Consider the following 22,576-nt stretch of genomic DNA (forward strand, 5'->3'; position numbering starts at 1 on the left):
TTATTCAGCCTTGCTCTTCACATCCGCATATTCTTCCGGCTGTTCTAGACTTAGAATCTCCTCGTAAGACGGTAGGGAAAGGTCCTTGCCATATTTATTTTTTAGGGCAGTGCTCACCAATCGATAGGCCAAATTGGCATTTCGAGACAGGATAGGGCCGTGGAAGTAGCTGCCAAAGACGTTCTTGTAGTGAAGTCCTTCGCACCCATCTTCTTTGTTGTTCCCATTTCCATAGACAACCTTACCTAGCGGTTTTTCATCCTCTGCCAAGAAGGTCCGACCTTGGTGGTTCTCAAAACCATAATAGGTTTCGTTAAATTCTTCGTTATGGATTTTGATATCACCAATATAGCGGTTGTTGACTTGGTTGAGCGTATAGTGGCCCATGATACCAAGGCCCTCAATGCGTTTGCCAGAAGCTTCAATGTAGTACTGGCCTAGAAGTTGAAAACCTCCGCAGATAGCTAGCATCACCTTATCTTCTTGGATAAAGCGGTCGAGGTCTTCTTTTTTATCGGGTAGGTCCTCTGAAACAATGGTTTGTTCAAAATCTTGGCCTCCACCGAAAAAGGCAATATCGTAGGTATCTGGATCAAATCGGTCTTTGAGGGAGACGATATCGACTGTCACATGAGCCCCTAGTTTTTCTGCTACATACTTGAGCATGAGGATATTTCCATTGTCTCCATAGGTATTCATCAAGTTGCCATAGAGATGGGCAATGCGTAGACTATAAGGGTATTGAACCTGATGAGAAGATTCGAGGGAAGTATAAGTCATTAGTGCATCTCCTTTTCAATCAGGTGTTCTTGAGCTAAAAGCTCGCGGAATTCTAACATAGCTGTATAAGTCGCTAAAATATAAGCATGCGACGTTTTTTGCTGTTTGATTCGTTCATAGACCTCCGTTAAGGCAGCGACCTCTGTGATCTTTTCGGCAGGATAGCCAGTGACCCGAAGGCGACGAGCAATTTCAGAGTGACGTACTCCACCTGCATTGATCTCAGGAATGTCCATCTGGGTAATTTGCTCAAAATCTGCATCCCAAATCCAACTGGTGTCGATCCCATCCGCATAGTTTGCATTTAAAAGGACTGATAAACTAAATGGATAGGGCGCCAGCTTAATCATTTCAATGGCTTGCGTCGCACCGACAGGATTTTTAATCAGGACCAAGGTACATTCCTTGTCCCCGATTTTAAAGGTTTCCTGACGGCCAAAGACGGCCCGACTACGGTCAAATCCTTGCTTAATCACTTCCGGTTGAACTCCAAAGAATCCTGCAACGGAAACAGCAGCCAAGGCATTGTATATGTTGTAAAGGCCACCAATATTAATGTGGTAATCTTGGCCTTGGATTCGGAAATGCGAAGAATTCTGAGTGAGAGAGAGCAGATCCGATAGCGCATAAGTGAGAGACGGCCGGTGGAAGCCACAGTGTTCACAAATATAATCTCCAAGATTGGCATAAGTATTGAGCTTGTACTTGAGGATATTGTGGCAATGCGGGCACAGGATGCCTTCCGTATTGTAATGAGCGAGTTGTGGTTCAGATTTTTCAGTATCAAAGCCATAATATTGAATGGGATTTGAAAGAGTCTGACTATTAAAGAGCGGACTATCTCCATTTAACAGAACCGTTGCAGTTGGGACCTTTTGAATGGCATCCAAGATCATCTGATAGGTCGTATAGATCTCTCCGTAGCGGTCCATCTGGTCCCGGAAAATATTAGTGACCACAAAAAGGCTGGGCTTAATATAGTCACAAATCCGAGACAGGCTAGCTTCATCGATTTCCAGTACCGCAATCGGTCGATTTGATTTCGAATGTTTGGCCCTTATAAAGGTCGTCGTGATTCCAGAAATCATATTGGCTCCACTTGGATTAGTCAAAATGGGTCCAAAGGCTTCTTGGAGAATTCCAACAGTTAGGGCTGTGGTCAAGGTTTTTCCATTTGTCCCAGTGATCACAACGATTTCGTAGTTTTTAGCCAATTGGCTAAGAATATCTTTATCAAATTTGAGGGCTAATTTTCCAGGGAGGGTTGATCCGCGACCCATTTTTTCAAGAATAGAGCCGGATAGCTTGCCTGCCAAGACGCCCAAGGTTGTTTTTATCTTCATAAATCATATTTTATCATAAAAAGCATCAGAAGGTTACAGAAAAATCTGTTGAAACGTGTTATAATAAGATGATGTCTTTTAGAGAAGTGGTAGGTATGAGAAAATGAATATTCAACAGTTTTCAAATCCACAATTTTGGACCAGTTTGTTCCCGAATTGGTGGAGTGTTATTATCAATATCATCGATATTGCCCTGGTGGCTTGGTTGTTGTATTTTTTGATCAAGGCGATTGTTGGCACCAAGATCATGATTTTGGTGCGTGGGGTCATTATCTTTTTCTTAGTTCAGTTTTTGGCCAATTTCTTGGGACTCACGACTATTTCTTGGCTGATCAATCAAGTGATTACCTATGGGGTTATTGCCCTGGTTGTAATTTTCTCTCCTGAGATTAGGATTGCCTTAGAGCGTCTGGGTCGGGCGACAGAATTCTTTACGACGAGTGAAGTCAGCCAAGAAGAGAAGATGGTCCAAGCCTATGTTAAGGCAGTAGCTTATATGAGTCCTCGTAAGATAGGAGCTTTGGTGGCCATTCAGGGAGCTAGAACCCTTCAAGAATATATTTCGACCGGGATTCCTTTGGATGCTGAGATCTCTGGTGAATTATTAATCAACATCTTTATTCCAAATACACCTTTGCATGATGGTGCTGTTATTGTTCGAAATGATAAGATCGCAGTTTCTTGTGCCTACCTGCCTTTGACCGAAAACACTGGAATTTCAAAAGAGTTCGGAACTCGTCACCGCGCAGCCATTGGTTTATCTGAAGTTTCTGATGCCTTTACTTTTGTGGTATCAGAAGAAACGGGCGGGATCTCTGTGACTTACAATGGAACCTTCCGTCACGATTTAACGTTAGAAGAGTTCGAGGCAGAATTGAGAGCCTTCTTGGTTCCTGAAGAGAATAAAACGACTAGTTGGAAAGAGCGTCTATTTGGGAGGGTAACAAAATGAGATCGAAAAAAGAATTTCTTTATGTTTTGGCCTCCGTGTTATTGTCCTTTATCTTGTTTATCAATGCATCTTCCTTTAATTTTCAAAATAATAGCAGCGCTAGACAAGTGAGTTCAGAAACCTATACCAATACCTTGACCAATATTCCAATTGATGCTAAATATAATGACAAAAAATACTTTGTCAGTGGGTTGACCTCAGAGGTAACGGTCTTTCTAAAGGGTTCAAACCGGGTCGCTTTAGCAAGTGAGATGCAGCCGGGAACGCGAAAATTTCGCGTGGTAGCCGATCTTCGTAAGGCAAAGGAAGGTACCGTCGAAGTGCCGTTGATTGTGGAAGATCTTCCAGCTGGTTTAACAGCAACTGTAGAGCCTCAGAAAGTTTCTGTAAAAATCGGGAAGAAAGCGAAAAAAACGTTTGCTGTCAGAGCCACGATCCCGGACAATCAAATTGTAAATGGAATAACGGTATCGGATATTACTCTTGAAACCACTAAGGTAGAAGTGACCAGCGATCAAGAAACCTTGAGCCGCATTGATCATGTCCAAGCTGTCTTCCCATCCAGTGAGATCATCAGTGGGAATTATAGCGGAACTCTTTCATTAAATCCGGTAGATGCTCAAGGAGATGGTCTACCTGGCTTAGTCAATCCGAGTGAAACACGGATTAAAGTAACCACAAAGACTAGCTCGTCTACGTCAAGCTCTAGCAGTTCGTCGTCGACCTCCTCCAGTTCAAGTAATTAGAAAGTAAAAAGGTAATAAAGAATGGGTAAATATTTTGGAACGGACGGTGTCCGTGGAGAAGCAAATGTAGAATTAACGCCAGAATTGGCCTTTAAGTTGGGTCGTTTCGGTGGCTATGTGTTGAGCCAACATGAAGAAGAAACACCCTTGGTATTTGTTGGACGTGATACACGTATTTCTGGTGAAATGTTGGAGCATGCTTTGATCGCTGGCCTCTTATCAGTTGGAATTCGCGTCTACAAGTTGGGGGTGATTGCAACACCAGGTGTTGCTTATCTGGTTCGTACGGAAAAAGCTAGCGCCGGAGTTATGATTTCTGCTAGCCACAATCCAGCCTTGGACAATGGCATCAAATTCTTTGGTGGTGATGGTTTCAAATTGGATGATGATCGCGAGCTTGAAATTGAAGCCTTGCTTGATGCCGCTGAAGATACCCTTCCACGTCCAAGTGCGCAAGGTTTAGGAACGGTCATGGAATATCCAGAAGGCTTGCGTAAGTATCAAGAATTCCTTGTATCGACAGGTGTCCAACTCGAGGGGATGCACGTGGTCTTAGATACAGCAAATGGTGCAGCCTCTACTAGTGCCCGTCAAATCTTTGCAGATTTGGGAGCTCAATTGACCGTCATCGGTGAAAACCCAGATGGTTTGAACATCAATGATGGGGTTGGCTCTACTCACCCAGAGCATTTGCAAGAGAAAGTAAGAGAAGTAGGCGCAACGATTGGTCTAGCCTTTGACGGAGACAGCGATCGCTTGATTGCAGTGGATGAAAATGGAGAGATCGTAGACGGAGATAAGATCATGTACATCATCGGTTCTTATCTTTCAAGCAAGGGCTTGCTCGAAAAAAATACGATCGTCACAACCGTCATGTCCAATCTTGGATTCCATAAGGCATTGGATGCAAAGGGAATTCAAAAAGAAATCACAGCTGTTGGAGACCGTTATGTGGTCGAAGAAATGCGCAAGTCAGGATACAACCTTGGTGGGGAGCAATCGGGTCACGTAGTTATCATGGATTACAATACGACTGGTGATGGCCAATTAACAGGGGTTCAATTGACGAAAATCATGCAAGAAACCGGCAAGAAATTGTCTGAATTGGCTGCTGAAGTGACCATTTACCCACAAAAACTGGTCAATATCCGGGTTGAAAATAGCATGAAAGACAAGGCGATGGAAGTGCCTGCTATTCGTGAAATCATTGAAAAAATGGAAGCGGAAATGGCAGGAAATGGCCGGATCCTGGTTCGCCCTAGTGGAACTGAACCCCTCCTTCGTGTGATGGCAGAAGCACCAACCCATGAAGAAGTAGACTACTATGTAGATACCATTGCCACAGTTGTTCAAGCCGAAATCGGACTTTAACTTAGTAAAAAACATGGCTCGCAAATAGGCGAGTAGAGGAGGTATGTATGAAACAGGTTCGTCAAATTGTATGGGCACTTGCCTTAGTGTTAACGATTCTATTCACAGCTGGTTTGACTAAAACAATTCATGCTGCAGAAGTCTCATCATATACACAGACAGCACGCTTAACGAAAGATGGAAATACTTTAACGAATGGGAGCAAGGTGTTGACAAATGAAAAATTGTCAGCAAACATTTCTTTGACCTTCCCTGATTCGCAAGCCATTCAAGCTGGTGATACCTTAACACTTAGCTTACCAAAAGAATTAACCCTCTACACAGCATTGGAATTCAATGTTCTTGAGGAAGGCCAATCAAATGGTCAAACTGTGGGGAAAGCGGTTGTTGATACAGGTAAGAAAACAGTGACCGTTACCTTTAATGATTATTTCGCATCTCATCCACTTAATAAACGAGTTGCCTTGCATTTTGATGTAAAAGTAGATTCCGAAGTGGTTACTAAAACCTCCCCAATCCAATTTAAACTTGGAAATACGGATTTTTCATTGAATTATGAAAAGACAGATGGGGAAGCTGGAGAATACGAGATGAAATACGGCTATCAAGATAAGTCTGATCCGACCATTGTCAAATGGCGTATTCTCTTAAATGCCCGCCAAGATATCCTCCGTGGAATGGTCATTAAAGACCAATTTGGAGATGGTTTAACATTGGTTAAAGGTAGCTTACGTGCTGTTCGGTATGCTCCTGTACCAGGTGGCATCAAGAACGAAGCGCAGATTTTAAGTCTTCCGGTTCTTGACAACTTTACTAAAAAAGCGGTCTTCGAAAAGAATGCAGATGGACAAATCACTGGCTTTACCATTGATTTTGGAGATAACTACAACTGGCCAATGTACATTGAATATTCGACCAAAGTAGCTCCTGGTACAAAAGTAGGTGATCTTGTTCATAACACGCTAACATGGACAGCAACTAATTTCCCGGCACCGCGTAGCTTAACCCGCGAAGTGAGATTGGAAACAGGATCTGGCGAAGGATTGGGTGAGAAAGAACAAACCCCACCGACACCTAGCTCAACCTCCTCGTCAAGTTCTAGTTCATCATCAAGCTCATCATCTTCAACTAGTTCTAGTTCTTCATCAAGTTCTAGCTCTTCATCAACCCCATCAAGTTCTAGTACTTCATTAACCTCATCATCAACTTCTGTCAAAGAAGAAGCAGCAAAACCTGGTAAGAAAAAAGTTCTTCCAAGTACAGGTGAAAAGATGACACCTGTGGTTCTTGTTATGGGTGTCTTTCTAGCGGTTCTTTCTGTTAGTGTTTTACACGTAAAAAAAGATTCTTAAAATGATCAATGAAAGATCAGACGTTTGTCTGGTCTTTTTGTGTAGGCTCGATTTGAAAAATCCCCTATTTCGTGGTAAAATAGGGCTAATGAATTTATAGTAATCGAGGTATTAGAAGTGGCTTTTGGAGATAACGGAAAACGTAAAAAAACACCATTTGAAATGATCACGATGGTGGTTATTGTGATTATGTTGATTGTAACGGTTGGTGCAATCTTTGCAACCGCAATTGGTGCTCTTTCTTATTAAGACGCACGCAGAAATAAAGGAAATCATCTATTTATGAGTATGTTTTTAGATACAGCCAAGATTAAGGTCAAGGCTGGAAATGGCGGCGATGGCATGGTGGCCTTTCGCCGTGAAAAATATGTCCCTAATGGTGGACCTTGGGGTGGTGATGGAGGCCGTGGAGGGAACGTCGTCTTTGTGGTAGACGAAGGTTTGCGCACCTTGATGGACTTCCGTTATAACCGACATTTTAAAGCCCAAAGTGGGGAAAAAGGAATGACCAAGGGCATGCATGGACGGGGAGCAGAAGATCTCTACGTACGAGTTCCCCAAGGAACGACCGTACGAGATGCTGAGACTGGCAAGGTCATTACCGACTTGGTTGAAAATGGACAAGAGTACATCGTTGCACACGGTGGCCGTGGCGGACGAGGCAATATTCGTTTTGCAACTCCTAAAAATCCAGCACCAGAGATTTCTGAAAATGGAGAGCCTGGTCAGGAACGTGAATTAGAGTTAGAACTGAAGGTCTTGGCAGATGTTGGTTTGGTTGGCTTCCCTTCTGTTGGGAAATCGACCCTTCTCAGTGTCATCACTTCAGCCAAACCAAAAATTGGGGCTTATCATTTCACAACCATCGTTCCAAATTTGGGTATGGTTCGGACACCGTCAGGTGAATCCTTTGCCGTAGCAGATCTTCCTGGATTGATTGAAGGGGCTAGCCAAGGTGTTGGACTAGGAACCCAGTTCCTTCGTCACATCGAGCGCACTCGAGTTATCCTGCATGTTATTGATATGTCTGCCAGTGAAGGACGTGACCCTTATGAAGATTATGTTCAAATCAATAAAGAGCTTGAAACCTATAATCTTCGCTTGATGGAACGTCCTCAGATTATCGTGGCGAATAAGATGGACATGCCGGAAAGCCAAGAAAACTTGAAAGAATTCAAGAAGAAATTGGCAGCCAATTACGATGAGTTTGATGAATTGCCACAGATCTTCCCGATCTCTAGTTTGGCGCATCAAGGTTTGGACAATTTGTTAGAAGCAACAGCAGAATTGTTAGACAAAACACCAGAATTCCTCTTGTATTCAGAAGACGAAATGGCTCAAGAAGAAGTTTACTATGGCTTTGATGAAGATCAGCCAGCCTTTGACATCAGTCGTGATGACGATGCTGCTTGGGTCTTGTCTGGTGAAAAACTTGAAAAACTCTTCAATATGACGAATTTCGATCGGGATGAAGCGGTCATGAAATTTGCTCGTCAATTGCGTGGCATGGGTGTTGATGAAGCTCTCCGTGCACGTGGGGCAAAAGATGGCGATATCGTCCGGATCGGAAACTTTGAATTTGAGTTTGTAGATTAAGGGTGGTCCCAAGCGGATCAAGGATTCCAAATAAGAAATGAGGCTTTTTCAGTGGGAGATAAACCAATATCTTTTCGAGATGAAAATGGAAATTTTGTTTCAGCAGCTGATGTTTGGAATGCTGAAAAATTAGAAGAACTCTTTAATACGCTAAATCCTAAGCGCAAGTTGCGCCTACAAAGGGAAAAATTAGCAAAAGAAAACCAGCAGAAGTAAATAGACTTGGAGAATACTATGGCAAAAACAATTCATACAGATAAAGCACCTGCAGCAATTGGACCTTATGTTCAAGGGAAAATCGTAGGCGATCTTCTCTTTGCAAGCGGACAAGTTCCCTTGTCACCTGAAACAGGAGAAATTATTGGCCAAACCATTCAAGAGCAAACAGAGCAAGTATTAAAAAATATCGGAGCCATTCTAAAAGAAGCCGGAACAAACTTTGATCATGTAGTCAAAACCACTTGCTTCTTAAGTGATATGAATGACTTTGTACCTTTTAATGAGGTCTATAAAACAGCCTTTACCAATGAGTTTCCAGCTCGATCAGCTGTTGAGGTAGCCCGCTTGCCACGTGATGTGAAGGTTGAAATTGAAGTTATTGCGGAAATCAAAGCCTAATAACCATTCAAAGACAAAAGACAGAGTGGAGAGCAGGAAGCTGTTAGCTACTCTGTTTTATTTTGGGAGGAGAAAATGACAGAAAGTAAGATTCAACTGGTCGTAGTGACAGGGATGAGCGGTGCAGGTAAGACCGTCGCCATCCAATCTTTTGAGGACTTGGGTTACTTTACCATCGACAATATGCCACCAGCCTTGTTACCGAAATTTATTGAACTCATGCGTCTTAGTCCAGACAATAATAAATTAGCAGTTGTTGTGGATATGCGAAGCCGTTCTTTTTTCAATGAGATTCCCACCGTCTTGGATGAATTGGACAACCAAGAAGACCTCGATTTCAAGGTCTTGTTCTTGGATGCCACTGACAGTGAATTGGTAGCACGATACAAGGAAACCCGCCGAAGCCATCCTCTGGCAGCAGATGGGCGTGTCTTGGATGGGATTACCTTGGAGCGAGAGCTATTGTCTCCGCTTAAAAATATTAGTCAAAATGTGGTCGATACGACTGAGTTAACGCCTCGTAATCTAAGGAAAGAAATTGCTGAACAATTTGCTAGTCAAGATAATCAGCCAGATTTTCGGGTTGAGGTCATGTCATTTGGGTTTAAATACGGCCTTCCGATTGATGCTGACCTCGTGTTTGACGTGCGTTTTCTGCCAAATCCATACTACCAGTTGGAGCTTCGGAATTTAACCGGTCAGGATCCAGCAGTCTATGATTATGTTATGGATCACCCTGAATCAGAGGACTTTTATCGTCACCTCCATGACTTGATCGTTCCTATTTTACCGTCTTATAAACGAGAAGGTAAATCCGTTCTCACCATCGCTATGGGCTGTACCGGTGGGCAACACCGTTCAGTAGCCTTTGCAGAGCGCTTAGCGCATGATTTAGAAAAAAATTGGCAGGTCAATTGCAGTCATAGAGACAAGGACAGACGGAAAGAAACGGTGAATCGCTCATGAGAAAACCTAAAGTAACGGTTATTGGTGGTGGGACAGGAATTTCTGTTATCCTTGATAGTTTACGAAAGAAACCAGTTGATATTACGGCTATTGTCACTGTTGCGGATGACGGAGGCAGTTCTGGTGAATTGCGAAAGAACATCCAAAAATTGACACCACCTGGAGATCTTCGAAATGTGCTGGTTGCCATGTCAGATATGCCTCGTTTTTATGAGAAGGTCTTTCAATACCGCTTTGCAGACGATGATGGCCCTTTGGCCGGACACCCTTTGGGAAACTTGATCATTGCAGGGATTTCAGAGATGCAAGGCTCGACCTATAATGCCATGCAGTTGTTAACCAAGTTCTTTCATACGACTGGCAAGATCTATCCTTCCAGTGATAGTCCATTGACCCTTCACGCCGTCTTTCAAGATGGAAAAGAAGTGGTAGGAGAAAGCCACATTGCCAACTACACCGGCATGATTGATCATGTCTATGTAACCAATACCTTTGATCAAGAGCGGCCAAAAGCTAGTAAAAAAGTGGTGGAAGCGATTCTTGAAAGTGATATGGTCGTCTTAGGTCCTGGTTCGCTCTTTACCTCAATCCTCCCTAATTTAATGATCGATGAGATTGGGAAAGCCATCCTTGAAACCAAGGCCCAAGTAGCCTATGTGTGTAACATCATGACCCAAAGAGGAGAAACCGAGCATTTCACAGATAGTGACCATGTGGCCGTGCTCCACAAACATTTGGGAGAAAAGTTCATCGATACCGTCCTTGTCAATATCAATCAGGTTCCTGCAGCTTACATGAACAGTAATAAATTTGATGAATACTTGGTGCAGGTAGAGCACGATTTCAAGGGCTTGCACTCGCAAGTTCCTCAAGTGATTTCTTCCGATTTCTTGAAGTTGGTCAATGGAGGTGCCTTTCATGATGGTGAAAAAGTGGTCGAAGAGCTGATGCAGATCGTGCAGGTGAGAAAATGAGTTTTACGATTCGTGTAAAAGAAGAATTATTGTCTCTCAAGCGATTTGAAAAGAGTGAATTAGCTGCTATTATCAAGATGTCTGGAAGCCTCGGAATTTCAATGGGGGGCTTGACGCTCTCGGTGACAACCGAAAATGCCAAGATCGCTCGCCATATCTATGAATTGTTGCTTCATTTTTATGAAGCTAAATCAGATATTCGCCATCACCAAAAGACCAATTTACGGAAGAATCGGGTTTATACGGTTTTCTTGGATGAAAAAGTAGAAGCTATTCTAGCAGACCTTCATTTGGCAGATTCCTTTTTTGGGATTGAGACGGGCATTGATACCAGTGTTTTAGAAGATGAAGTAGCTAGTCGTGCTTATCTTCGGGGAGCTTTTCTGTCGAGTGGTTCAATAAAAGATCCTGAAAAAGGGAAGTACCAGCTGGAAATTCATTCTGTTTATACAGACCACGCGGAAGGAATTGCCCTTCTCATGCAAGGATTTTTACTAGACGCCAAAACCATCGAGCGGAAAAAAGGAGTGGTGACCTATTTGCAACGAGCGGAAGATATTATTGATTTTCTCATTGTAGTAGAGGCCATGCAAGCCATGCAGGAATTTGAGTCCATCAAGGTCATGAGAGAGACGCGTAATGATCTCAATCGGGCCAATAATGCTGAGATGGCAAATATTCAACGCACGGTCACAGCTAGTATGAAAACCATTAATAATATCAGTAAAATTGTGGATACGATCGGTCTAGGAAGTTTACCAAGTGACCTACAAGAAGTTGCTTATATTCGAATGAGCCATCCAGATTATTCCATCCAGCAGATCGCGGATAGTTTGCAAAAACCTCTTTCAAAAAGCGGTGTTAACCACCGTTTACGAAAAATCAATAAGATTGCTGATGATTTAGATAAATAAAAAAGGCCATTGGCCTTTTTTATTATAAACTAGTTGAGTGTGTTGGTTGGACTTTCTTATCTGGATAGATGTAGTTGATGGCATTGTTTACAGCTGTTGGAGCTTCCCCCAGACCTGTAGCAATGAGATCGATCTTTCCTTCATAGAAGCAGCAGTCTCCACAAGCATAAATTCCAGGAAGGTTGGTTTCTTGTTTCTGATTCACCTTGATTTTATGGCGTTGCAATTCTACACCCCATTCTTTCAAGTTTCCAATTGAAGATTTAAAGCCATAGTTGACAAATAAGTGATCAATCGGAATGAGTTCTGTTTCATCGGTTTTAACTTTTGTGATTTCAAGATGAGTGGCATGACCATTTTTGCCAATCAAGCGGCTAGGAACAAATGGTGTTTTGATGCTAACAGAAGATTGTTTGAGTTCTTCTACACTATGTTCTAAAGCACGGAAGTTATCCCGACGATGAATGATCGTAGTTGGAGCAATCTTGTCAAAAGCAAGGGCCCAGTCTACAGCAGAGTCTCCACCACCAAGGACGGTCACCTGCTGTCCTTCATATTGTTGGATGTTCGAAACATGATAGTGGACGTTATCAAAGTCTTCAGCTCCCTCAATGTCAAGGGCGCGTGGCTTAAAGGCACCGCCGCCCATGGCAATAATGACTGCTTTAGACTGATGCACTTGGCGAGAAGTAGTGATGGTGAAGAGGTCACCCTCTTTTCGAATATCCTCTACCGTTTCATTGAGAAAGATCGATGTATCAAACCGTTTGACTTGCTCAATCAAGCGGTTGCTCAATTCTTCACCAGTCAAATTGGTAAAGCCAGGTACATCGAGGATACTCTTTTCTGGATAGAGAATAGCTGGTTGCCCTCCCAGTTGAGGTAAGGAATCAATCAGTTTGACTTTTACTTGGCGCATATTGCCATAAAAAGCAGCAAACAGACCAACTGGTCCGCCCCCAACAATTGTAATATCATAAATTTCTGACATAGTATCTCCTTCAGGGTTTTCTTTGTTTCCATTGTATCATAAAATGAGAAGAATGAAAAAGTCGGAAAAAGAAATGATATGAAGTCTAGGAGGACTAGAAAAGTTTCAAAAGATCTTGACAGCGTCCTTAAAGTGTGATAAAATTATTAAGATTTTAGGCTTGAAGGGAGTGAAAAACATGTCAAAAACAGTAGTACGTAAGAATGAATCTCTTGACGATGCTCTTCGTCGTTTCAAACGTGCGGTTACTAAAGCTGGTACTCTTCAAGAAACACGCAAACGTGAATTCTATGAAAAACCTTCTGTAAAACGTAAACGTAAATCAGAAGCAGCTCGTAAACGTAAAAAATTCTAATTGAATACAAGAACAGACTTCGGTCTGTTTTTTGTTTTTAATCCGTTAAAGATAAAAAAACGATCTTCTAGCTAGAAGATCGGATCTTTTTATCTGATTATTTGTTTGCAAGCAAGTCGCGGATTTCTGCAAGCAACTCTTCTTGAGTTGGAGCAGGAGTTTCTTCTTCAACAGCTTCTTCCTTTTTACCAAGGTTTTGAGCTTTTTCAGCAGCCTTAACGATGAAGAAAAGAACAGTACCAATGACTACGAAGTTGATAACAGCGCTCAAGAAGCTACCGTATGCCACACCGTTCCATGACAATTCTGCGATTTTATCAACACCAGCAGCTTTCAAAGCTGGGTTCAAAATAAGTGGTGTGATGATATCGTTCACAAGAGATGTTACGATGGCTCCAAAAGCAGCCCCGATAATCACAGCAACAGCAAGGTCAACAACATTCCCACGAAGGAGAAAGTTTTTCAATTCTTTCAACATATCCTAAATATGTCCTTTCATAATAAATTTTTACTATGATAGTATAACGGAAAAATATTCGACTTACAAGAAATATGCTTCATTTTTTAAAAATTAGTGATAAAGGTTGAAAATCTTTTCTTTTATGTGTGAAATCGGTAGGAAAAAATTTACTTTTACTAACTTTTAGTATAAAATATAAAGTGATAATCTATGGTAAAATGGAGGCACTGTTTATGGTTGATAAAGAGCAAATAGCAGAGATTAAAAACAGTGTCAACATTGTTGAAATCATTGGGGAAGTAGTTTCTTTGACCAAGGCTGGCCGTAATTTTTTAGGGCTCTGTCCTTTTCATGGTGAAAAGACTCCTTCTTTTAATGTCGTTGAAGACAAGCAGTTTTACCATTGTTTCGGATGTGGTCGCTCGGGAGATGTCTTTAAGTTTATTGAGGACTACCGTGGAGTCGCCTTTATGGATGCAGTTCAGATCGTAGCAGAAAAAGCGGGTATTGCGATTCAGTACCAAGCAAGGCCGGCTCAACCAACGTCTATCAATCCCAACCAAGAACTTTATGAGATTCATCAGGAGGCGAGTAAATTTTACCAAGCGATTCTGATGACGACCAAGATGGGGGAAGAAGCGCGCAACTATCTGCATGAACGTGGCCTGACGGATGAGGTCATCCGCCATTTTCAATTGGGCTTAGCCCCAGCAGAAGGGAATTATCTCTATCGAAATCTCTCTGAGAAGTTCTCTGAGAAAGTGATTACCGATTCGGGGTTATTCACAATCTCAGATGCTGGAACAGTTTTTGATGCCTTTCAGGATCGGATTATGTTTCCTTTGACGGATGATAGTGGACGGGTCATTGCTTTTTCTGGTAGGCTGTGGAAACTAACGGATGATGGCAGTCATCAAGCCAAGTATAAGAATAGTCGTAGTACCCGTCTATTTAATAAGAGTTATGAACTTTATCATTTGGATCAAGCCAAGGCGAGCGCCAAAAAGCACCATGAAATGTATATCATGGAAGGCTTTATGGATGTCATTGCGGCTTATCGAGCTGGGATTGAAAATGCAGTCGCCTCGATGGGGACAGCCTTGACACCAGATCATGTTCAACACCTGTCTCATTTTACCAAAAATGTCATTCTGACCTATGATGGGGATAAGGCGGGACTTGAAGCAACCGCTAAGGCCTTGGATGTCTTGCAGAATCTGGAGTTGGAGATCGTCCGTATCCCTGATCAGATGGATCCCGATGAGTACCTCAAAAAGACCTCCCCAGAAGATCTAGCTTCCCTCTTGAAGAATTCGCGGATCAGTAAGATTGAATTCTTGATGCACTACTGGAAACCCCAGTATATTGAGAACTTGCAGGCACAGATTGAGTTTGTCGAGAAGCTGGCACCGATGATCGCCCAGACGCGCTCCATTACAGCGCAAAACACCTATATTTATAAGTTGGCAGATTTATTGCCAGACTTTGATTATTTGCAGATTGAGCAGATTGTCAATAATAGTCGTTTACATCAACGGCAGGAGGATCAAAGTGGTGGACGATCAAGAACGTCGAATTTTTCAGTAGAGCTCTTGCCGAATCGTGGGATGACGCGTTTGATCAAGTCGGAAAATCATTTATTAAGTAGGATGAAAGATTTTCCAATGGTGCTCAATGATTACCGTTTGCGACCTGATTTTTCCTTCGACACACCGGAGCTCCAGATCTTGTACCAATTGCTCTGTCAAAATGGAGAAGTCACCTCTCAGGATCTATCCGAGCAGCCTGAAGGGGTCCAGCACGCCTGGTACCGGATGTTAGAAGAAGATTTGCCAGAAGAGATAGCGGATGGTGAATTAGAGGAAGTGGAAGAAACGCGAAATCGTGAGCTTCTTCGCAAAGAAAGTCAACAAATTGGAAATAAAGTGAAGGAAGCTTCCTCGACAGGGGATGAGGAAAAAGCTTTATTGGAACTCGAGCGTTTGATCGCTCAAAAAAGAAGAATGGAGTAGGAATGGCTAAAGAACAAAAAGATATTACAACATTGGACGTTCAAATTGCAGAGTTTATTCGCAGCCACAAGAAAAGTGGAACTGCAACAGATGATGATATTAATGACAAATTGGTGATTCCTTTCTCACTAGATGCAGACGGAATTGATGATCTCTTGCAACGGATTCAAGATGCAGGAATTTCGATCACAGATAAAGACGGCAATCCAAGTGCGCGTGTGTTAACCAATGAAGAAGAACCAGAATTAACAGATGAGGAATTGCTTGGAAGTAACTCTGCTAAAGTCAACGACCCAGTTCGGATGTACCTAAAAGAAATTGGGGTTGTTCCTTTGTTGAGCAACGAAGAAGAGCAAGAATTGGCTATTTTGGTAGAACAAGGCGATTTGGAAGCCAAGCAACGTCTAGCAGAAGCCAACCTTCGTTTGGTCGTTTCCATTGCGAAGCGTTACGTTGGTCGTGGCATGCAATTTTTGGATTTGATCCAAGAAGGAAACATGGGCTTGATGAAGGCGGTTGATAAGTTTGACTATACCAAAGGGTTTAAGTTCTCTACTTATGCCACTTGGTGGATCCGTCAGGCCATCACTCGTGCCATTGCAGACCAAGCGCGTACCATTCGGATTCCTGTTCACATGGTGGAAACTATTAACAAGTTGGTTCGGGAACAACGTAACCTCTTACAAGAATTGGGACAAGATCCAACGCCTGAACAAATTGCTGAGCGCATGGATATGACGCCAGACAAGGTGCGTGAAATTTTGAAGATTGCCCAAGAGCCTGTTTCTCTGGAAACTCCAATCGGGGAAGAAGATGATAGCCATTTGGGAGATTTCATCGAAGACGAAGTGATTGAAAATCCAGTAGACTATACCACTCGTGTGGTTTTACGTGAGCAATTGGATGAAGTCCTCGATACCCTGACAGACCGTGAAGAAAACGTCCTTCGTTTACGTTTTGGTCTCGATGATGGAAAAATGCGGACCTTGGAAGATGTGGGCAAAGTCTTTAACGTGACCCGTGAACGGATCCGTCAGATCGAAGCCAAAGCCCTCCGCAAACTCCGCCACCCAAGCAGAAGCAAACCATTACGTGATTTTATAGAGGATTAAAAAGGTCCGGGGGACCTTTTTAACGGCCACCCAAAAACAAAAGATTGGCCAGGTCCAGTGGACATTTTTAACCCGAGCCAAGAAATTCGGAAGCGAGGAATGTCCTGCGGGTCTTTTTAACGGCCACCCAAAAATAAAAGATTGGCCAGGTCCGGGGGACCTTTTTAACCTGGGCCAAGCAATTCTATCGAGAGTAACATAACAAAAAAAGGAAGTGTCATATGGCATATACAACTGAGCAAATTGAAGAAATTAAAAATAAAATTTTAAATGCTTTGGAAGAGGTAATCGATCCTGAGCTTGGGATTGACATTGTTAATTTAGGTCTTGTTTACGAGATCCATTTTGATGGTGAAACTGGAGCGACCATTATTGATATGACGCTAACGACCATGGGATGTCCATTAGCGGATCTTCTGACAGATCAGATTCATGATGTTTTAGCAGAAGTAGAAGAAGTGACATCGGTGGATGTGAAGTTGGTCTGGTATCCTGCTTGGACGGTTGAAAAGATGAGCCGTTATGCACGGATAGCACTTGGAATTAGTTAAAAATTCTATTCATCAAAACAAATCAGAGGTTAGGGAAACCCTAACCTCTGATTTGTTTGTACCCCTTTTTTTGAACAACCATTTTCAAATTCTTAGCAAATTTTCAGATAAAGTTGCAATCATCAAGGGGACAGGGTATAATAGCATAAATAGAAAATAAAGGAGATTTACATGAATCAGTATCCTTTGGTCTACTTGGACCATGTGACAAAGAATTATGGGCATGAAGTTGCTCTCATGGATGTTAGTTTGAACATCCAACCTGGCCGTATTATTGGCCTTTTGGGTCCCAATGGTAGTGGGAAAACAACCATCATTAAATTGATTAATGGTTTGTTGCAACCAAGCCTTGGAAATATCTATATTCATGGGCAATTACCATCCCCAGCTTCTAAAAAAGTTGTTTCCTATTTGCCGGATACGACTTATCTGAATGAAAATATAAAAATTAGTGATGCTATTAGCTATTTCCAAGATTTTTATTCAGATTTTAATGTCCAACGAGCTTACCAATTGCTCAACGATTTGCATTTGCATCCAAATCAAAAATTGAACAGCCTTTCAAAAGGGAACAAGGAAAAAGTGCAATTGATTTTGGTGATGAGTCGTGAAGCTGACTTGTATGTTCTTGATGAACCAATCGGTGGGGTTGACCCAGCGGCGCGTGATTATATTTTGCGGACCATTATTCAAAACCGACGTCCAAATTCTTCTGTCTTGATTTCTACTCACTTGATTGCGGATATTGAGCAAGTTTTGGATGAAGCGATTTTCATCAACCAAGGAAGAATCCTCTTGCATGAAAATACGACTGTTATGCGCAATCAACACGGAAAATCAATCGATGAGATCTTCCGTGATCAATTCCGTGTTTATTAGGAGGACCCCATGTTTGGTAAATTATTAAAATACGAATTTAAGACAACAAGTAAATGGTATCTGTTGATTACTTTGATCGCACTTGGTTTGTCAGTGATTACTGGTGTTATTGGTGGAAGTGCTACAAACGGTTTTGTGGATATGGAAGCCAATAGTATGCAAATCATAACTGGGACTCTTGGGATTCTCATTTTTGGAGGAGTCATTGGTCTTTATCTTAGTAACTACTATATTATTATTCGTCGTTTCTATTCCAACTTATACGGACGTGAAGGTTACTTGACCTGGACCCTTCCAGCTAGCCCTCATGCCATCATTTTGTCTAAATTTGTGGGAGCCTTAGTAGCGAGTCTTTACTGCCTATTCCTTCTATTTTTTAGTGGTTTTATCACAATGCTTGTGATGGGCGCTGTCATGGGACAAGACCTCTCTCCTGTATTTAGTATTATCTCTGAGGCTTTTAGTCATTCTATTGCTTATTGGATTATCATCTGGTGGATTTTTACCACAGCTTCAGGAATCTTCCTATTTTATGTATCGATCGCACTTGGTCAATTGTTCCAAAATCGTCGTGGATTGAAGGCTATTCTGTTTTTCTTTCTCTTGTGTATTGTGTTAAGTATCATTGGTACAGCAGTCAATCCAGCTAGAAATACGAATGATTTACTCCATCTGCTCTATGATAACGGAAATATGGAGGAATGGGGAACCTTATTTATACCAGGACTCATCTATGAAGTCATCAAGATTGTTTCTATGTACTTCACCATTCACTACATCAGCAAGTACAAGTTGAATCTTCAATAAGTACAGCAAATTGAGCAAGGAGCTTCCCAGCGGAAGCCTTCTTGTTCAATTTTTTTCTTTTGCATTTTTAGCTACATTTTGATATAATAATTGTATTCGTTTTGGGGTCGTTACGGATTCGACAGGCATTATGAGGTATATTTTGCGACTCGTGTGGCGACGTTAACGCTCAGTTAAATATAACTGCAAAAAATAATAATTCTTACGCTTTAGCTGCCTAAACACCAGCAGGCGTGACCCGATTCGAATCGCTCGCGTTTGATGACAGGTCTTTATTTGAGCGAGATACGATCAAGCTTTGTCTAGTAGCTTGATAAGAGATTGATAGACTCGCAGTTTTTGGGCTTGAGTTATGTGTCGAGAGGCTGTTAAAACAAAACATAACCTATGGTTGTAGACAAATATGCTGGCAGGTGTTTGGACGTGGGTTCGATTCCCACCGGCTCCATATATAATTTTGGAAGATTACTCAAGAGGCTTAAGAGGCCGTGTTGGAAACGCGGTAGGCGTGTAATAGCGTGCGTGGGTTCGAATCCCATGTCTTCCGTTGTTGAGACATCATTGTGTAGCAGTGGTGTTTTTTTGTACAAAAAAGAGTTCCAAAAATAGACAAGTGAGAGAGGAGAAAAAGTGATTGCACAGCTAGATACCAAATCAGTTTATACCTTTATGGAAAGCCTTGTGACCATAAAAGACTATGTCCAAGTGGCTAAAAGCATGGGTTATGATGCATTGGGAATCATGGATGTAGATAATTTGTATGGTGCCTATGAATTTATCGAAGCCTGTCAGGACCACAACCTCAGCCCTTTGGTCGGTTTAGAAATTGGACTAGAGGTAGACAATGAAACAATTCCGTTTCGGATGATGGCCTTGTCAACGAAGGGCTACCAAAATCTGATGAAGATGTCGACCGTCAAAATGATGGGGAAAAGCAACTGGGAGGATGTGAAGCACCTTACAGAAGGAGTAGCAGTCATTGTTCCAGCGCCTTTTGCTAGTGGAGACTTGCCTCTTGGTCTAGATTACTTTATCGGAGTTTTTGCGGATACGTCGAACCAAGAGTTTAGCCACCCTGTGCTCCCTCTTCATACTGTGCGTTTTTTTAAGGCTGGGGACGTGGAAGCTATGCAAATGCTCGCAGCCATCAAGGACAATCAAAGTTTGACGGAAACAGGACCAATTGATCCGACAACAGTCCTAAAAGCCCCTCAGGATTTACAGAATGATTTTGCTGAGCGATTTCCGCAAGCCATCATAAATCTTGAAAAACTTGTCAAAGGGATTCAATATGATATTGACACCCAGTTGAAATTGCCTCGCTTCAATCCTCAGAAACCAGCTGTTGTGGAATTGAGAGAATTAGCTCAAGCCGGTCTTCTTCGAAAGAACTTGACTAGTCCGGTCTATCAAGAACGTTTGGAGCATGAATTAGACATTATTCACCAAATGGGCTTTGATGATTATTTCTTGATTGTCTGGGATCTTCTTCGTTTCGGACGAAGTCAGGGATATTATATGGGGATGGGACGTGGGTCTGCTGTAGGCTCACTGGTAGCCTATGCTCTAGAGATTACAGGGATTGATCCTGTGGAGAAGAACCTCCTCTTTGAGCGCTTTTTAAATGTGGAGCGCTATACCATGCCGGATATTGATATTGATATTCCTGATCTCTATCGTCCTGAATTTATCCGCTATGTGAGAGACCGTTATGGAAGTTACCATGCGGCTCAGATTGTAACCTTTTCAACCTTTGGCGCTAAGCAAGCCATTCGCGATGTCTTTAAACGCTTTGGAGTTCCTGAGTACGAACTGACCTCTATTACCAAGCGAATTGGTTTTAGGGATACATTGACGACAGCGTATGAACAGAATCTAGCCTTTCGACAAGTAATCCATAGCCGAACGGAATTTGAGCGTGGCTTTGAGATTGCGAAAAGAATCGAGGGCCAACCTAGACAGACTTCGATCCACGCGGCTGGGGTCGTGATGAGTGACCAAGATTTGACCGATCATATTCCTCTCAAGTATGGAGAGGACATGTTCATTACCCAGTACGATGCTCATGCGGTTGAAGCCAATGGTCTATTGAAAATGGACTTCTTAGGCTTGCGCAATTTAACTTTTGTTCAAAAAATGAAGGAAGCAGTCTATGAAAAGTATCAAGAAGATATACGAATAGAAGCCATTGATTTAGAAGATCCAGCAACGCTGGCTTTGTTTGCGTCAGGAGACACCAAGGGGATTTTCCAATTTGAACAGGCCGGGGCCATTCGCCTTTTGAGGCGTGTGAAACCCAATCATTTCGAAGAAGTGGTAGCGACCACCTCTCTTAATCGTCCAGGAGCTAGTGATTACATTGACAATTTTGTAAAACGAAAGCATGGCCAAGAGAAGGTAGAAATTTTAGATGCCTCTATCGCAGATATCTTAACGCCTACCTATGGGATTATGCTTTACCAAGAGCAGGTCATGCAGGTGGCCCAGCGTTTTGCAGGCTTTAGCCTGGGGAAAGCCGATATCTTACGGCGTGCCATGGGCAAAAAAAATGCGACTGAAATGCACAAGATGGAAGACGATTTTGTCACGGGTGCTCTTAAACTTGGTCATACGGAAGAAAAAGCCAAAGAGGTCTTTGCGATTATGGAAAAATTCGCAGGCTATGGTTTTAACCGTTCCCATGCCTATGCCTATTCTGCCTTGGCCTTTCAGATGGCCTATTTCAAGGTCCATTATCCAGATGTTTTCTTTGATGTCATGCTCAATTATTCGAGCAGCGATTATTTGACAGATGCTCTCCAGTTTGATTTTAAAGTCGCGTCATTATCGATTAATACCATTCCATACAGGGATAAGTTTCAAGATAGAAAAATCTACTTAGGCATGAAAAATATCAAGGGATTTCCGAGAGAGTTTGCCTATTGGATCATCGACAATCGTCCCTTTGAAAGTGTCGAAGATTTTATTTTACGACTACCTAATCAGTATCATAAATTACCTCTACTAACGCCTTTAGTGGAGCTTGGATTATTCGACATTTTTGAAAAAAATAGACGCAAGGTGCTTCACAATTTGCCGAATTTGTTGGTCTTTGCGGATGAATTGGGTAGTCTGTTCGGGGATTCCAATTACTCTTGGACGGAGACAGAAGACTTTAGCCAGGCTGAAAAATATGAAAAGGAAGAGGCCATTATTGGCGTCGGGCTCAGTACCCACCCACTGATTTCGATTGGGCAAACGAGTCCCTACGAGATTCAGCCAATTTCTCAACTCATACAGGGAGAGCAGGCGTGCATTCTCATTGAGGTGCAAAGCATTCGAACCATTCGAACCAAGTCGGGCGATCTCATGGCTTTCTTACAAGTCAGTGATACCAAGAAAAAACTAGATGTGACCCTTTTCCCTGAAACCTACAATCGATTTTCCTCCTTGATAAAAGAAGTTGGCTTTTATTACTTGACGGGGAAGGTACAGGAGCGTGATGGGCGCTTACAGATGGTTCTATCAGAAGCACAATTAGCGACCAATGAGAAATTCTGGATTCAATTGGCTGACCACAGTCAGGATCAGGCCATTCTTTCGATTTTGAAAAAATATCCTGGTCCTTACCCAGTTGTGATGCGCTATGAAGATGAAAAGAAAACCTTGCAACTGAAAGGGTATCCAGTTCAAAAAAACAAAGAGTTAGAAGCAGAACTCAAGAATCTGGTTATGAAAACGATTTATCGATAAAAACTATGGAAAATACGAGATATTTAGTCCCATTTGTGTTATAATTACGTAGAATGTAAAAGAAA

The 22,576-nt window shown here is 42.2% G+C and carries 22 protein-coding genes, 1 tRNA gene and 1 other RNA gene; 20 read left to right on the plus strand and 4 right to left on the minus strand.

Features of this window, described 5'->3' with window-relative positions; genetic code table 11:
• A complete protein-coding gene (gene gatD / locus JX304_RS03715) occupies positions 1-780 on the minus strand; it encodes a lipid II isoglutaminyl synthase subunit GatD (RefSeq protein ID WP_205011318.1) in 780 nt (259 codons plus the stop codon).
• A complete protein-coding gene (gene murT / locus JX304_RS03720; protein ID WP_205011319.1) occupies positions 780-2,123 on the minus strand; it encodes a lipid II isoglutaminyl synthase subunit MurT in 1,344 nt (447 codons plus the stop codon). Before murT ends, gatD begins: the two co-directional genes overlap by 1 nt.
• Positions 2,124-2,226: 103 nt before the next feature.
• Here murT and cdaA point away from each other — a divergent pair, with 103 nt between their 5' ends.
• From cdaA to whiA, 11 genes are all read left to right on the plus strand, one after another.
• Positions 2,227-3,075 carry a diadenylate cyclase CdaA gene (cdaA, locus tag JX304_RS03725; protein ID WP_205011320.1) on the plus strand — a complete coding sequence of 283 codons (849 nt, stop codon included), beginning with the start codon at positions 2,227-2,229 and terminating at the stop codon, positions 3,073-3,075.
• Entirely contained in the window at positions 3,072-3,821 is a 750-nt protein-coding gene (locus JX304_RS03730) for a CdaR family protein (protein WP_205011321.1), read from the plus strand. The genes cdaA and JX304_RS03730 overlap by 4 nt, the downstream gene beginning before the upstream one ends.
• A gap of 21 nt (positions 3,822-3,842) precedes the next feature.
• A complete protein-coding gene (glmM, locus tag JX304_RS03735; RefSeq protein WP_205011322.1) occupies positions 3,843-5,192 on the plus strand; it encodes a phosphoglucosamine mutase in 1,350 nt (449 codons plus the stop codon).
• 47 nt (positions 5,193-5,239) lie between these two features.
• Complete coding sequence (locus JX304_RS03740; protein ID WP_205011323.1) at positions 5,240-6,544, plus strand: LPXTG cell wall anchor domain-containing protein; 1,305 nt, start codon at positions 5,240-5,242, stop codon at positions 6,542-6,544.
• A 117-nt stretch (positions 6,545-6,661) separates the two neighbouring features.
• Entirely contained in the window at positions 6,662-6,793 is a 132-nt protein-coding gene (locus JX304_RS03745; protein WP_003011566.1) for a DUF4044 domain-containing protein, read from the plus strand.
• A gap of 33 nt (positions 6,794-6,826) precedes the next feature.
• Positions 6,827-8,140 (plus strand): GTPase ObgE, encoded by a 1,314-nt coding sequence (obgE, locus tag JX304_RS03750; protein WP_205011324.1) that lies wholly within the window; start codon positions 6,827-6,829, stop codon positions 8,138-8,140.
• A gap of 51 nt (positions 8,141-8,191) precedes the next feature.
• Positions 8,192-8,356 (plus strand): hypothetical protein, encoded by a 165-nt coding sequence (locus tag JX304_RS03755; protein ID WP_003006512.1) that lies wholly within the window; start codon positions 8,192-8,194, stop codon positions 8,354-8,356.
• An 18-nt stretch (positions 8,357-8,374) separates the two neighbouring features.
• On the plus strand, positions 8,375-8,758 hold the full coding sequence (locus tag JX304_RS03760; RefSeq protein WP_205011325.1) for a RidA family protein: 384 nt from the start codon (positions 8,375-8,377) through the stop codon (positions 8,756-8,758).
• A gap of 75 nt (positions 8,759-8,833) precedes the next feature.
• Positions 8,834-9,724 (plus strand): RNase adapter RapZ, encoded by an 891-nt coding sequence (gene rapZ, locus JX304_RS03765; protein WP_205011326.1) that lies wholly within the window; start codon positions 8,834-8,836, stop codon positions 9,722-9,724.
• A complete protein-coding gene (locus tag JX304_RS03770; protein ID WP_003017791.1) occupies positions 9,721-10,698 on the plus strand; it encodes a YvcK family protein in 978 nt (325 codons plus the stop codon). The genes rapZ and JX304_RS03770 overlap by 4 nt, the downstream gene beginning before the upstream one ends.
• Complete coding sequence (gene whiA / locus JX304_RS03775; RefSeq protein WP_205011327.1) at positions 10,695-11,612, plus strand: DNA-binding protein WhiA; 918 nt, start codon at positions 10,695-10,697, stop codon at positions 11,610-11,612. The genes JX304_RS03770 and whiA overlap by 4 nt, the downstream gene beginning before the upstream one ends.
• Before the next feature lie 22 nt (positions 11,613-11,634).
• On the opposite strand, the gene JX304_RS03780 is transcribed toward whiA, so the two are convergent.
• The gene (locus JX304_RS03780) at positions 11,635-12,603 is read right to left on the minus strand and encodes an NAD(P)/FAD-dependent oxidoreductase (RefSeq protein ID WP_205011328.1); all 969 of its coding nucleotides are present in this window, start codon (positions 12,601-12,603) and stop codon (positions 11,635-11,637) included.
• Positions 12,604-12,781: 178 nt separating this feature from the next.
• Between JX304_RS03780 and rpsU the strand changes: the two genes are divergently transcribed.
• Positions 12,782-12,958 carry a 30S ribosomal protein S21 gene (rpsU, locus tag JX304_RS03785; protein WP_000048054.1) on the plus strand — a complete coding sequence of 59 codons (177 nt, stop codon included), beginning with the start codon at positions 12,782-12,784 and terminating at the stop codon, positions 12,956-12,958.
• Positions 12,959-13,055: 97 nt separating this feature from the next.
• Here rpsU and mscL read toward each other — a convergent pair whose 3' ends face one another.
• The gene (gene mscL / locus JX304_RS03790; RefSeq protein WP_205011329.1) at positions 13,056-13,436 is read right to left on the minus strand and encodes a large conductance mechanosensitive channel protein MscL; all 381 of its coding nucleotides are present in this window, start codon (positions 13,434-13,436) and stop codon (positions 13,056-13,058) included.
• Between the two features lie 215 nt (positions 13,437-13,651).
• Between mscL and dnaG the strand changes: the two genes are divergently transcribed.
• The 8 genes from dnaG to JX304_RS03830 all read left to right on the plus strand — a co-directional run bounded on the left by dnaG (position 13,652) and on the right by JX304_RS03830 (position 22,511).
• On the plus strand, positions 13,652-15,430 hold the full coding sequence (dnaG, locus tag JX304_RS03795; RefSeq protein WP_205011330.1) for a DNA primase: 1,779 nt from the start codon (positions 13,652-13,654) through the stop codon (positions 15,428-15,430).
• Positions 15,431-15,432: 2 nt separating this feature from the next.
• Positions 15,433-16,542: an RNA polymerase sigma factor RpoD gene (rpoD, locus tag JX304_RS03800; protein WP_205011331.1), complete on the plus strand. Its 1,110-nt coding sequence runs from the start codon at positions 15,433-15,435 to the stop codon at positions 16,540-16,542.
• Between the two features lie 221 nt (positions 16,543-16,763).
• A complete protein-coding gene (locus JX304_RS03805) occupies positions 16,764-17,093 on the plus strand; it encodes a metal-sulfur cluster assembly factor (RefSeq protein WP_004220168.1) in 330 nt (109 codons plus the stop codon).
• Positions 17,094-17,264: 171 nt separating this feature from the next.
• A complete protein-coding gene (locus JX304_RS03810) occupies positions 17,265-17,972 on the plus strand; it encodes an ABC transporter ATP-binding protein (protein WP_205011332.1) in 708 nt (235 codons plus the stop codon).
• 9 nt (positions 17,973-17,981) lie between these two features.
• Positions 17,982-18,779, plus strand: a complete 798-nt coding sequence (locus JX304_RS03815; protein ID WP_205011333.1) for a hypothetical protein — start codon at positions 17,982-17,984, stop codon at positions 18,777-18,779.
• A gap of 103 nt (positions 18,780-18,882) precedes the next feature.
• Positions 18,883-19,230, plus strand: a transfer-messenger RNA (tmRNA) gene (gene ssrA, locus JX304_RS03820).
• 8 nt (positions 19,231-19,238) lie between these two features.
• A tRNA-Ser gene (locus JX304_RS03825) sits at positions 19,239-19,326 on the plus strand.
• 83 nt (positions 19,327-19,409) lie between these two features.
• Positions 19,410-22,511 carry a DNA polymerase III subunit alpha gene (locus tag JX304_RS03830; RefSeq protein ID WP_205011334.1) on the plus strand — a complete coding sequence of 1,034 codons (3,102 nt, stop codon included), beginning with the start codon at positions 19,410-19,412 and terminating at the stop codon, positions 22,509-22,511.
• Positions 22,512-22,576: the final 65 nt, after the last annotated feature.

The sequence above is a fragment of the Streptococcus parasanguinis genome (genome assembly GCF_901875555.1).
Lineage (GTDB): Bacteria > Bacillota > Bacilli > Lactobacillales > Streptococcaceae > Streptococcus > Streptococcus parasanguinis_H.